We start from the raw sequence: 12,432 nt of genomic DNA on the forward strand, positions 1-12,432 counted from the left end.
TGCGGGGTCTCGTGTCTCCGCAAAACAAAACGGAAGCCTTCGGGCTTCCGTTTTTTTATACCTACAGCTTGCTGAACAATCAGGATGCAGCTGCATCCGTCAGGTTTTGCGGGCCGAAAGCATGTGGCAGCAACTGGTCCAGCGTGGTGTCGATGCGGGCCTGGCCGTCGCAGATGCTGCGCACCAGCATGTGCGGGCCAAACTCGTTCAGTACCTGGCGGCAGGCACCACAAGGGGAGGTGGGAGTGGCCGTAGGGGTATAGATGCAGACAGCAATCACCTGTTGCAGCCCGTGCAGCACCCGGGCAGAAAACAGGGCGGTGCGTTCCGCGCAATTGCCCAGGCCATAGCTGGCGTTTTCCACATTGCAGCCGGGGTGGATCAGGCCTTTTTCGTCCAGAATGGCGGCGCCAACGGCAAAGCGGCTGTACGGTACATAGGCCTGACGGGCTGCGGCGCGGGCGGCAGCTTCCAGTGCTGCCCACTGTTCTGGGCTGGGGATATCGTTTGCCATGGATTCTCCGGGTGGATGCAAGCAGGGCGCGTGATCTTGCGCTGCGCGCCGCACAGTGTCAACCGGCACCGTACAGGAATCAGGCTGTTGCTGGTTGACGCAATACCTGCGCCGCATGCTGGAGCAGGGCCTCACTTAGCGACTGCGCCAGTGAGGATTCCACCCGCCAGTGATGCCAGTACAAGGGCAGGTCCACGTACTGACCGGGCAGCAGGTTGATCAGGCGGCCGGTGTGCAGGTCGTCGTCTATCATCAGCTCCGGCAGCAGGCTGTAGGCCAGCCCCAGTCGAGTGGCCTGCACAAAGCCCTGCGGCGTGGGCAGGGTCAGGTGCGGCGTGCTGCCTTCGTATGCGGCAAACTGTTGCAGGAATTCGCTGTGCAGGTCGTCCTTGCCGCTGAAGATGATGGCCGGAGCCTGGGCCAGCGCAGCCGGGGTGAAACCATCGGCAAAATAGCGAGCGGCAAAGTCCGGCGTGGCAAGGCAGAGGTAACGCATGCTGCCCAGAAAGTGACACTCGCCGCCCTGGATCGGCGTGGGGCGGGTGCCGATACAGCCCACCACATGGCCGCTACGCATCAGCTCGTGGGTGTAGTCCTGATCGTCCATCATCACGTCAATCAGCAGGCGGCGCTGCTGCATGACGCTTTGTACCGCGGGCAGGAACCAGGTAGCCAGGCTGTCGGCGTTCACACCCACCGTCAGCGTGGTAAAGCTGCTGTCTTCTGCATCCGGTTGCAGGGTGTTTCGCAACTCACCCTCCATCAGGCAAAGCTGCTGGTAATGGCGTAACAGCAAACGGCCGCTGATGGTGGGGGCGGGCGGGCTGGTGCGGGTGAGCACCGGCTGTCCAAGGTTTTCTTCCAGCTGACGAATGCGCTGCGAAATGGCGGACTGGGTCAGAAACAGCTTGCGTGCTGCCTTGTCAAAACCGCCGCACTCCACCACCGCTGACAATGCTTCCAGTTGTTTTGGGTCCAGCACCGCGCACTCCCGCTTGAACAAGGTGGCTCATGCTAATGGCTGCGCGCCCGCATGGCAAACAGGAAGGCCGCAAACAGCACTCCGGCCAGAAACAGGCTGCGCGCCACGCTCCAGTCGGTGCTGCCCGCCACCAAGGCAGCCAGCAGCAAGGGGCCGAGCAATTGACCCAGGTTGGCCAGCTGCACGAAATAGCCTTGCAAGACAGCCAGCTGTACCGGGCCACGGCTGAGTCCGTGCGCTGATGACAGGGCAGCGGGCGGCACCGCTCCACCACAAAAGGAAAGCAGCAGGCACAGCAGATAGGCAGCATCCGCCGGCAAACCAGGCCAGAAAGCCAGCAAGCCACTCACTCCCATCAGCCCCAGTGCACTGCATATCAACGTATCGCGTGCCATGCCGCGGCGTAGCAGCCAGGCACCGGCAAGGTTGCCGGGAATGTTGGCTACCACCGCCAGTGCCGAAAGCAGGGCGATGGTGCTGGTGCTCAGTTCTGGCCGGGCTTGCAGCATGGTTGGCAGCCAGACAAAAACCGCCCACAACATCAGGGTGTACAGCATGAAGGCGAGGCCATGGCGCCACACCGCCGACTGGCGTAGTACTGAAAACGGCGCTGCGGTTTGTGGTGTGCCTGGTAATGACTGCGCGCTGCGCTGCCGGAAAACAGGTCTGCACAGCAGCAGTAACATCAAGGCCAGCAATTGCAGTGCCATGCCGGCCAGCCATGCCAGACGCCAGCCACCAACTGCGGCCAGTGCCGGGGTCAGCAGCATGCCGATGGCTGCACCCAGCGGCAGGTTTACCGCCCACAGGCTGAGTGTCAGGCGTTTGTCCTGATCGCTGGCCAGACTGACGATCAAAGCTGGCATGGCTACCGAAACCAGCAAGAAGCCGATGCCCTCGATCACCCGTGAGGCCAGCATCATGGCAAGGCCATGCGCAGGCAGCGCCAGTGCGCCGCCAAGCAGCAACAGCAGCAGGCCGATGATGCCTGCTTGCAGTGCATTCCAGCGCACCAGCAGCAGGCCCATGAACAGGCTGAATACGATCGCCAGGCTGTTGAAGGCAGAGGCGATCCAGCCGCCTTCAACCAGACTCAGGCCCAGTTCCTGTCGCAACAGTCCCAGCACTGCCGGTACTTTGCCAAGGCAGAAGGCCCCGGCGGCTCCGGCAAATATGGCAATCAGTACAGCCGGCCAGTGGGTGGCCTGCATGGCGGGCTGCTGGCTGGGCGTGTTCATGCGGGGTGATGGCTGTTGCGCAGCCAATCCTCGGTCAATTGTCCGAACTCACCGCGCTGATACGCCCGGATGCGGTCGTTGATTTCTTCGCTGCTGTTCATCACGAAGGGGCCGTGCTTGACCAGCGGCTCGCGCAGCGCCGGGCCGGACAGCAAGACAAAATGGCAGTTCTCAGTGGCATGCAACTGCAAGTCGGTAGCCTGCGTCTCCGAGCCATCCATACCGATGCCAATGGCCGACCCGGCCGGGATGTGGGTGCTGTGTCCGTCGGCACTCAGCTGTAGCGGCGCATCGATGGCGTAGAGCATGGCATTCCAGCCGGGCGGTAGTTGATGGGTGAAATGCTGGCCTGCATCAATAAAGCCATCCAGCAAGGTAAAAGCTTCCGGCAATGCCGAAGTGTGGGCAGCTTGGATGCCGTTGCTGCTGCCTGCTGCAATACGCACCCGCACGCCCGGTGCAAGGTATTCCGGAATATCGGCCGGGTCGGCATGCACGGCGAACGGTGCCTGCATTTTCTTGCTGGCCGGCAGGTTGACGAAAATTTGCAGTGCATGCACATGCGGGTTGGCGCCTTCCGGCTGTTCGGTATGCACCGCGCCGCGCCCGGCGGCCAGCCAGTGCAGGGCACCCGGCACGATGGGTCCCTGGTTGCCCATGGAGTCGTAATTGACATGCGGGCTGCTGGCGTCTTCGAACATATAGGTCACGGCGGAAATCCCGGCATGGGGGTGTGGTTCGAAGGTGGGGCTGGTCATGTGGAAATGGTCCACCATCACCACCGGGTCAATCAGCCCATTGAACATCTGTTCGCCAAAATGCTGGGCCTGAAAGCCACTGCCGATGGTGAGTGGCTGGCCTTGGGCCGGGGCGGAAATCTTCAGTCGTGTCATTGTGCTTGTTTCCTGATACCGCCGGGCCGGACGGCCGCAGCGTGGTTAAACGTCAACGGTAAAACCTGCTGCGTTCTGGCCGCTGCCGGTTTTGCTCTTGCTCTGCCTGTTTTCTTGAACGTGTTCTTTAACCTTGCTCGAGTGGCAGTGCTTGCCAGTGCCGCAGCAGGCGCTCTGCGGCAAACATGCTTTGCACCCTGGCGAAATAAGGTTGGTAATAGGCGCGCTGCAACTGCACCTCTTCCAGATGTCGCCGGCTGCTCCAGCCTTCCAGCAGCAGGATGCGGCAGGGGTCGTCGTCGTCCTGGAAGATTTCAAAGCGCAGGCAGTCTGCTTCTTGCTGCACAATATAGCGGCTGAACTGCTGCAGTTCTTGCAGGAAATTCGCCAGACTTTCCGGCTTGATGGTGAGTTCAACCGTCAGAACGTGCATGTCTGTTGCCGTGTTAAAGGGCATCGGTCAGGCCGCCATCGGTCAGCAGGGTACGGCCGGTAATCCAGCGTGCATCTTCACTGGCCAGAAATGCCACCACATCGGCAATATCTTCCGGCTGTGCCACGCGACCCAGCGGGGTGCCATTGGCCACCGCTTCCCGGCGGGCCAACGGTGTGGCTGCGGTCATGTCGGTTTCGGTCATCGCAGGCGCCACCGCATTGACGGTAATGCCGCGTGGCCCCAGTTCCAGCGCGTAGGCGTGGGTCAATACCGAAACGGCTGCCTTGCTGGCCGAGTAAATGGCCGTGCCTATGCGTGGCGAGTAGATCAGGTTGCTGGACAGGTTGACGATGCGGCCGCCGTGCTCAGGAAAAAACGGCAGGGCATGACGCGTCATCAAGAGCATGCTACCCATATTACCGTCAAACACCCGGGCAATATGCTCGGCATCCACATCCGCCAGCGTGCGGCCTTCAAACACGCCGGCATTGTTGACCAGGATGTCGATGCGGCCAAAACGGGTGGCAATGCTGGACAGTACATCGCGCGCGGCCGACTCCTGGCTGACATCGGCAGCACAGGCTACCGCCTTGCCACCCTGGCTGATGATGTCAGCAACAACATGTTCTGCCTGTTGCTGATTACTGCGATACACAATCACTACCTGCGCGCCCTGGCTGGCCAGCTTGCGGGCAATGGCTGCGCCAATGCCGCGGGAACCACCGGTGACTACGGCTACCTTGTCTGCTTGTTTCATGTTGGATTTGCTCTGTCTGGCTTGATGGGAGGCTGTGGGCAGCCAGCGCCCTCAAGCGGGTGCTGGTCGTGCTCACTGCAGGTGCTTAGGTCTTGGTGAATCCGCTCTGGATCTGCCATACCAGCGTGGCAAACGGCATGTCCATGTCGCTGTAAACTTCACCCGCGCTGGGGTCGACATTGCTGCGCAGCATTTCCACCGCTGCGGTGGCATAGTCGGTAACCGGAATGCCGGCACCCAGCAGGCGTTGCAGGCCGGCAGTACGCTTGGCTTCGTTAAAGGTGCCGGAAGCGTCCAGTACCACACGGGTGTCGTAGCCAGCGGCTTTGGCCGACAAGGCCGGGAAGCTGGCGCAGATTTCCAGTGATACACCCGCCACAATGATTTGCTTGCGACCGGTTTGCTCGATGGCGCCCCGCACGTTAGGGTCATCCCAGGCGTTGATCATGGTGCGGCTGATCACTTGCACGCCGGGCAGCGCGGCGGTGAGCTCCGGCATGGTCGGGCCCCACATGCCGTCGGGCATGGTGGCAGTCACGATCACCGGCACGCCCAGGGTGCGCGCAGCCTTGGCCAGTGCCACCACATTGTGTTTGAGATCGCCCAGTGGAATGTCGCGCACACCACTGATCAGGCCGACCTGATGATCGACCAGCAGTACAACTGCGTTATCGCGTGACAGCATGTTCAGGTTGGCATTTTCATGTTGTGACATGGTGTTCCCCTCGCTTTAAAAAGTGATGCGGATGATGCGTACGCTGCGGCCAGTGCCTGCCTGCAGACAGGCGCTGGCCGGGCTCACAGCAGCTGCTTACTTCTTGGTGAAGCCGCTTTGCATCTGCCATACCAGGGTGGCGAACGGCATATCCAGGTCGCCGTAGACATCGTGTGCTTTGGGGTCGGTATTGCTGCGCAGCATTTCTACTGCTGCACTGGCATAGTCGGTGACCGGAATGCCGGCACCCAGCAGGCGTTGCAGGCCGGCAGTACGTTTGGCTTCGTTGAAGGTGCCGGAGGCATCCAGTACGACACGGGTGTCGTAGCCAGCGGCTTTAGCCGACAGGGCCGGGAAGCTGGCGCAGATTTCCAGCGATACACCTGCCACGATGATTTGCTTGCGACCGGTTTTTTCGATGGCGGCACGTACTTTCGGGTCATCCCAGGCATTGATCATGGTGCGGCTGATCACTTGCACGCCGGGTAGCGCGGCGGTGAGTTCCGGCATGGTGGGGCCCCACATGCCGTCCGGCATGGTGGCAGTCACGATCACCGGCACGCCAAGGGTGCGCGCAGCCTTGGCCAGCGCAACCACGTTATGTTTCAGATCGCCAACCGTGGTGTCGCGCACACCGCTGATCAGGCCCACCTGATGGTCCACCAGCAACAGCACGGCATTGTCACGCGACAGCATGGTGAGATTGGCGTTTTGTTGGGTGGCGGCGACGGTTGTCGCGGCAGCTGCTGGCAGGGAAATGCTGGCGGCAGACAGGGTGGCAAGGCCAAACAGGGTGGCGTTCAGGATGTGGCGAAGTTTCATGGCGAAGTCCTTGTATGTGAGTGAGTGCGCATGCAGGTTATGTGCTTGTCAGGAGGCCTGACTGGGTAGTGCTGTCCTAAAGGCCTGGATGCGTGGAGATAGTATGGGCAGTGAAATAGGACAAAAAAATAAGAAAAGTCTTGTTTATCGTTCTATCAATGGAACATTAGGATGATGAAAACAGGAGGGGTAATGACTGCACTGCCACTGGATCTGAATGATCTGTTTCTGTTTTCCCAAGTGGTGCAACGCCAGGGCTTCAGTGCTGCGGCACGCGCGCTGGGTCTGCCAAAATCCAGGCTGTCACGGCGTGTCAGTCTGCTGGAAGAGCACTTGGGGACACGCTTGCTGCAGCGTGGTCCAAGGGCAGTGAGCCTGACCGATGCCGGTCAGGCACTGTATGCTCATTGTCTGGCCATGCTGGCTGAGGCTCGCGCCGGTGAAGAGGCAGTCAGGCAACGCCAGCACGAACCAAGCGGCACGGTACGGCTGAGTGTGCCGGTAGCGATTGCCGATGCGGTGCTGTCGCGCCTGTTGCCGCAGTTCATGCTGCATTACCCCAAGGTGCGCTTGGCCGTACAGGCTTGCAATCGCCAGGTGGACTTGCTGGAAGAGGGGGTGGATGTGGTGGTGCGCGGTATCAATCATGCCTTGTTACCCTCCAGTCTGATCCAGGTTCCGCTGTGTACAGCACGCTGGGGGCTGCTGGCTGCGCCAGCCCTGGCATTAGGTACTGTTCTGCAGCCGCAACAGTTGGCGGGGTGCAATGCCTTGCTGTTTGCGCCGCAAGGAGAGGGCAGTGATGTCTTGCGTTTACGTGGCCATTCTGAAATGAGTTGCGATGTGCAGATGAACGTCTTGCTGCGTAGCGACCATATTCCCACCCTGAAACAGGCGGCACTTGCCGGTATCGGTATTGCCAACCTGCCTTTGTATGCCTGCGCCCAGGAGCTGGCCAGCGGACAGTTGCAGCATGTGCTGCCTGACTGGCATCCGCGTGATGGGCGGCTGGTGATGCTTTATCCAAGCCGGCGTGGCCTGTCACCGGCAGTACGGGTATTGATCGACTTCGTGAAGCGTGAATTGCCTGCTCTGCTGGAGTACCACACGGTTGAGTCTGTGGTTGGAAATTAGAAATTCTTATTATGTATAAAAAATATTAGTTTAACTTTTTATCGCTAAGCCATTACTCTGTGGGCATTGTCAATCAAGCAGGTCTGGCCAGCAGTCGGGCAGGCCACAGTGCTACGGGAAATCCATGTTCAACTTGAGTGTTTATCTGGCCGCGCTGGGCCTTTCCGGAAGTCAGATCGTGGGAATCGGTCCGCAGAATGCTTTCATCATCAGGCAGGGAATAGGGCGTAGCCACATTCTGCCCATTGTGCTGATCTGCATTGTGGCGGATGTCATTCTCATCAGCTGCGGTGTATTGGGCATGGGCAAGATCATTGGTGCCATCCCCGGTTTTGTACAGACCGTTGCCTGGCTGGGTGCCGGTTTCTTGCTGTGGCTGGGTTTCAAGTCATTCCGGGCGGCGCTGCATCCCGGTGCACTGAAACTGGATGGCTCGGTGGAGCGGGACAGGAAAAAGGCGATTCGCACCATTTTGCTGGTGACCTTGCTGAACCCCTATGTATGGCTGGATACGGTCATCCTGATTGGCAGCGTGGCCTCGGTATACGGCAGTCAGTCTGCGCCGTCTTTTATTCTGGGTAGCATTACCGCCTCGGTCAGCTGGTTTGTCGGTATCGGTTTTTTTGCCAGCAAACTGGCGCCGCTGTTTCAGCAGGAGCGTAGCTGGCGCATTCTGGACTGTGCCATCGGCCTGATCATGCTGTTTACCAGCAGCCTGCTGGTCTGGAATTACGGCTTTACACACTAGGCCAGCGCTGCAGAATGCAAAAAGCCGGACGCTGTCCGGCTTTTTCATTAGGTGCGATAGATGCCATCTGGCTTATTCAGCGGCAGCGTCCAGCTCCAGTCCCTTGATCAGGTCGTCGCGGGTCAGCAGGAAGACAAAGCCATCGCCGCTGGCGGTTTCCATCCACATGAAGGGCAGGTTGGGGAAACATTCTTCCAGCATGTCACGGTTATGGCCGATTTCCACCAGCAGCACGCCATGCTCGGTCAGCAGGTCTGGCGCACGGCGCAGGATTTCGCGGGTGGCGTCCAGGCCGTCTTCGCCCGAACCCAGGGCAATTTCCGGCTCGTGCAGGTATTCCTGCGGCAGCGCGTCCACCGATTCGGCATCCACATACGGCGGGTTGGCGATGATCAGGTCGTAGGGCTCTTCCAGCCCTTCGCACAGATCGCTGTGAATCAGCTGGATCTGGTCTTCCAGACCGTAGTTCTGCACATTGATGGCAGCCACTTCCAGCGCATCCAGCGAAATGTCCACGGCGTCGATTTCAGCATCCGGGTAATGGTGTGCCAGCTGGATGGCCAGGCAGCCGGAGCCGGTGCACAAGTCCAGTGCGCGGTGTACCAGTTCTGGATGTTCAATCCACGGTTGCAGCGGTTCACCCAGCAGTTCGTAGATGAAGGAGCGCGGCACCAGCACGCGTTCGTCCACATAGAAGCTGAACTCACCCTGCCAGGCTTCGTGGGTGAGGTAGGCCACCGGCACTTTTTCTTCGGCACGACGTTCGATCAGGTCTACCACGTCCTTGACTTCGGTCGGCAGCAAGCGGGCGTCCAGATAGGGTTCCAGCCGGTCGATCGGCAGCTTGAGCGTGGTGAGGATGAGGTAGGCGGCTTCGTCATGGGCATTGTCGGTGCCGTGACCATAGGTGAGGCCGGCCTGGTTGAAACGCGACACCGCAAAACGCAGCAGATCGCGTACGGTGCTAAAGCTGCTGGCAGCCTGTGCGTACATGCTTGTCCTTTCTGGACAGGGTAGGGTTTCGCCCTGTCGGTAATGACAAGGGACATGGCTTGCCATGTCCCTTGTATTCTGGTTCGGTAGTCTGGTTTGGTCGCCATTATAGCCAAGCGACCGTTACCGTACTACGTCTGTATCTTGCGGATTGCGCGGAGGGTGAGCTCCAGGTCGCAGTCACGCAGTCACGCAGTCAAGCCGACTCAGAACGGCAGTGCGGCATCGGTGGCGGCAGACAGCACGCGACGGAAGTCGGCCTTGATGCGCTCCAGCGCTTCTGCATTGTCCGCTTCAAACCGCAGCACAATCACCGGTGTGGTGTTGGATGCGCGCGCCAGGCCAAAACCGTCTGCGTACTCTACGCGCAGGCCATCCAGCGTATTCACTTCGTCAGCACCTTCGAACTTGGCCGAGGCTTGCAGTTTGGCAATCAGCGCGTGGTTCTCGCCTTCGGCCTTCATCTTGAGGTTGAGTTCCGGAGTGGAAATGGCGTTGGGCAAGGCATTGAGCACGGCACTGGGGTCTTCCACGCGCGAGAGTACTTCCAGCAGGCGCACGCCGGCGTACATGCCGTCATCAAAGCCGTACCAGCGTTCCTTGAAGAATACATGGCCGCTCATTTCACCGGCCAGCAGTGCGCCGGTTTCCTTGATCTTGGCCTTGATGAAGCTGTGACCGGTACGGGCCATCACCGGCTCGCCGCCGTTTTCCAGAATCCACGGTTTGAGCAGACGGGTGGATTTGACGTCGTAGATGATCTTGGCCTTGGGGTTGCGTTCCAGCACGTCAGCGGCAAACAGCATCAGCTGACGGTCCGGCCAGATGATGTTGCCATCCTTGGTGACCACGCCCAGGCGGTCGCCGTCACCGTCAAACGCCAGACCCAGTTCGGAGTCGGTTTTGGCCAGCGCTTCAATCACATCCTGCAGGTTTTCCGGCTTGGCCGGGTCCGGATGGTGGTTGGGGAAGGTGCCATCCACTTCGCAGAACAGCTCGCGTACGCGGCAGCCCAGGCGGCGGAACAGTACCGGAGCAAAAGCACCTGCCACGCCGTTACCGCAATCCACCACGATATTCATATTGCGTTCCAGCTTGATATCGCTGGTGATGCGGTCCAGGTAGGCGTCCACGATATCATGGGTGCGGTAGCCGCCTTCGCCGTGACTCAGGTCCTTGTCCTTGATGCGCTGGTACAGACGCTGGATATCGTCGCCAGCCAGGGTGTCCCCGGCCAGCATCATCTTGAAGCCGTTGTAATCCGGAGGATTGTGGCTGCCCGTCACCATCACGCCGGACAGGGTGCCCAGTTCGTACGCGGCAAAGTACAGCATCGGCGTGGCCACGCGGCCCACATCAATCACATCCACACCAGCAGCGCGAATGCCGCTGGCCAGTGCATCGCTCAGGTCCGGGCCGGACAGGCGGCCGTCGCGACCGATCACAATGGCTTTCACCTTGCGGACTTGCGCTTCGGAGCCAATGGCGTGGCCAATCTGCTGTGCCACTTCAACAGTCAGGGTCTTGCCGACGATGCCACGGATATCGTAGGCCTTGAAAATGTCTTTGGACGGTGTGCTCATGATGGTAGGCAAAATCTCGTAATCAAAAATCAGTAAAACCGGCCATCAGGGACGGATGGCCGCGAAAAGGAAAGTATAAGACTCAAGCTGCCAGGGACTGGCTGAGCGCAATCAACTGGTCCAGCTTTTGCCGTGCCTTGCCTGTGCTCAGAACCTGGCGGGCCAGGGCAATGCCTTCGCTCAGGCTGGCACAGACATCGGCAGTATAAATGGCCGCACCGGCATTGAGTACGACAATGTCGTAGGCCGGGCCGGGCTGATTATCCAGCACCGACAGTAAAATGTCGCGCGATTGTGCGGCGGTACTGGCCTGGATTTCCTTGAGTTCGAAGAATTCAAAGCCCAGCTCGCGAGGGTCCAGTGTGTACTCTTCAATGCGACCGTCTTTCAACTCGGCCACCAGCGTGCAGGCGCTGAGGGTGATTTCATCCAGCCCGTCCAGCCCATGTACAATCATCACGTGCTTGCTGCCCAGTTGCTTGAGCACGCGCGACTGAATGCCGACCAGGTCGGGGTGAAACACGCCCATCACCTGATGATCCGCCCCGGCCGGGTTGGTCAGCGGGCCGAGGATGTTGAAGATGGTGCGCGCACCCAGCTCTTTGCGGATGGGCGCCACGTGCTTCATGGCACTGTGGTGGTTGGGGGCGAACATGAAACCGACACCGATTTCGTCGATGCAACGCGCAACCTGTACTGGTGTCAGGTTCAGGTTGACGCCCAGCAGTTCCAGTACATCGGCGCTACCAGAGCTTGACGACACCGAACGGCCACCATGCTTGGCCACGCGTGCACCAGCGGCCGCAGCCACAAATGCAGCGGTGGTGGAAATATTGAAAGTATGGCTCTTGTCGCCACCGGTGCCACAGGTGTCGATCAGGTGATCATGCCGGGATACCGGCACCGGAGTGGCGAATTCACGCATCACGGTGGCGGCAGCGGCAATTTCCGACACGCTTTCCACTTTGGTACGCAGGCCGATCAGAATGGCTGCGGTTTGGGCCTGGGTCAGCTCGCCGCGCATGATCTGACGCATCAGATCCAGCATTTCATCAAAAAACAGTTCGTTGCCGTCAATCAGCCGGTTCAGCGCGGCCTGGGGGGTAAGCATGCAGATATCCTTAGATTCACAGTGGCCGGTATGCGAGGCAGGCCGGCACAGGAAAGAACCTCGCTGCAACAGCGAGCTGTCCATATTGCTTAGGCAAATTCCTTGAGGAAGTTATCCAGCATCTGATGACCGTGCTCGGTCAGGATGGATTCCGGGTGAAACTGTACACCCTCAATCGGCAAGGTTTTGTGACGCACGCCCATGATTTCGCCATCTTCGGTCCAGGCGGTAATCTCCAGACAGTCCGGCAAGGACTCGCGCTCGATCACCAGCGAGTGATAGCGGGTGCAGTTAACCGGATTGGGCAGGCCACGGAACATGCCGATATCGTGATGATGCACCGGAGACACCTTGCCATGCATCAGTTGCTTGGCATGGATGATCTTGCCACCGAAAGCCTGGCCAATGCCCTGATGGCCAAGACAGACACCCATGATGGGCAACTTGCCGGCAAAGTGCTGGATCTGTCTCTTATACACATCTCCGAGCCCACGAGACGAACGCAA

Annotated in this window: 14 protein-coding genes; 2 read left to right on the forward strand and 12 right to left on the reverse strand. The window is 59.6% G+C overall.

The window, feature by feature from the left end; translation table 11 throughout:
• Positions 1-79 precede the first annotated feature (79 nt).
• The 8 genes from JHD62_RS15890 to JHD62_RS15925 all read right to left on the reverse strand — a co-directional run bounded on the left by JHD62_RS15890 (position 80) and on the right by JHD62_RS15925 (position 6,357).
• Positions 80-514: a cytidine deaminase gene (locus JHD62_RS15890; protein WP_199103732.1), complete on the reverse strand. Its 435-nt coding sequence runs from the start codon at positions 512-514 to the stop codon at positions 80-82.
• Between the two features lie 79 nt (positions 515-593).
• Positions 594-1,517 (reverse strand): LysR family transcriptional regulator ArgP, encoded by a 924-nt coding sequence (locus tag JHD62_RS15895; protein WP_233161003.1) that lies wholly within the window; start codon positions 1,515-1,517, stop codon positions 594-596.
• 11 nt (positions 1,518-1,528) lie between these two features.
• Positions 1,529-2,734 carry a CynX/NimT family MFS transporter gene (locus JHD62_RS15900; RefSeq protein ID WP_199103733.1) on the reverse strand — a complete coding sequence of 402 codons (1,206 nt, stop codon included), beginning with the start codon at positions 2,732-2,734 and terminating at the stop codon, positions 1,529-1,531.
• Complete coding sequence (locus tag JHD62_RS15905; RefSeq protein ID WP_199103734.1) at positions 2,731-3,627, reverse strand: pirin family protein; 897 nt, start codon at positions 3,625-3,627, stop codon at positions 2,731-2,733. The genes JHD62_RS15900 and JHD62_RS15905 overlap by 4 nt, the downstream gene beginning before the upstream one ends.
• Positions 3,628-3,754: 127 nt before the next feature.
• On the reverse strand, positions 3,755-4,060 hold the full coding sequence (locus tag JHD62_RS15910; RefSeq protein ID WP_199103735.1) for a putative quinol monooxygenase: 306 nt from the start codon (positions 4,058-4,060) through the stop codon (positions 3,755-3,757).
• A gap of 13 nt (positions 4,061-4,073) precedes the next feature.
• Positions 4,074-4,820 (reverse strand): SDR family NAD(P)-dependent oxidoreductase, encoded by a 747-nt coding sequence (locus JHD62_RS15915; RefSeq protein WP_199103736.1) that lies wholly within the window; start codon positions 4,818-4,820, stop codon positions 4,074-4,076.
• Positions 4,821-4,905: 85 nt separating this feature from the next.
• The gene (locus tag JHD62_RS15920) at positions 4,906-5,535 is read right to left on the reverse strand and encodes an isochorismatase family protein (RefSeq protein ID WP_199103737.1); all 630 of its coding nucleotides are present in this window, start codon (positions 5,533-5,535) and stop codon (positions 4,906-4,908) included.
• Between the two features lie 96 nt (positions 5,536-5,631).
• On the reverse strand, positions 5,632-6,357 hold the full coding sequence (locus JHD62_RS15925) for an isochorismatase family protein (RefSeq protein WP_199103738.1): 726 nt from the start codon (positions 6,355-6,357) through the stop codon (positions 5,632-5,634).
• Between the two features lie 192 nt (positions 6,358-6,549).
• Between JHD62_RS15925 and JHD62_RS15930 the strand changes: the two genes are divergently transcribed.
• Together JHD62_RS15930 and JHD62_RS15935 are read left to right on the forward strand one after the other, a co-directional pair.
• Positions 6,550-7,491 carry a LysR substrate-binding domain-containing protein gene (locus tag JHD62_RS15930; RefSeq protein ID WP_199103739.1) on the forward strand — a complete coding sequence of 314 codons (942 nt, stop codon included), beginning with the start codon at positions 6,550-6,552 and terminating at the stop codon, positions 7,489-7,491.
• Between the two features lie 124 nt (positions 7,492-7,615).
• Positions 7,616-8,239 carry a LysE/ArgO family amino acid transporter gene (locus tag JHD62_RS15935; protein WP_045846986.1) on the forward strand — a complete coding sequence of 208 codons (624 nt, stop codon included), beginning with the start codon at positions 7,616-7,618 and terminating at the stop codon, positions 8,237-8,239.
• Positions 8,240-8,311: 72 nt separating this feature from the next.
• Here JHD62_RS15935 and prmB read toward each other — a convergent pair whose 3' ends face one another.
• The 4 genes from prmB to JHD62_RS15955 all read right to left on the reverse strand — a co-directional run.
• Positions 8,312-9,232 (reverse strand): 50S ribosomal protein L3 N(5)-glutamine methyltransferase, encoded by a 921-nt coding sequence (prmB, locus tag JHD62_RS15940; protein ID WP_045846985.1) that lies wholly within the window; start codon positions 9,230-9,232, stop codon positions 8,312-8,314.
• A gap of 206 nt (positions 9,233-9,438) precedes the next feature.
• Positions 9,439-10,815, reverse strand: a complete 1,377-nt coding sequence (locus tag JHD62_RS15945; protein ID WP_199103740.1) for a phosphomannomutase/phosphoglucomutase — start codon at positions 10,813-10,815, stop codon at positions 9,439-9,441.
• Between the two features lie 82 nt (positions 10,816-10,897).
• Positions 10,898-11,926 carry an anthranilate phosphoribosyltransferase gene (gene trpD / locus JHD62_RS15950; RefSeq protein WP_199103741.1) on the reverse strand — a complete coding sequence of 343 codons (1,029 nt, stop codon included), beginning with the start codon at positions 11,924-11,926 and terminating at the stop codon, positions 10,898-10,900.
• Between the two features lie 89 nt (positions 11,927-12,015).
• Positions 12,016-12,432, reverse strand: a 417-nt coding sequence (locus JHD62_RS15955; protein WP_199103742.1) for an aminodeoxychorismate/anthranilate synthase component II, incomplete at its 5' end; no start/stop codon positions are given.

The organism is Aquitalea sp. ASV11 (genome assembly GCF_016429185.1).
GTDB lineage: Bacteria > Pseudomonadota > Gammaproteobacteria > Burkholderiales > Chromobacteriaceae > Aquitalea > Aquitalea pelogenes.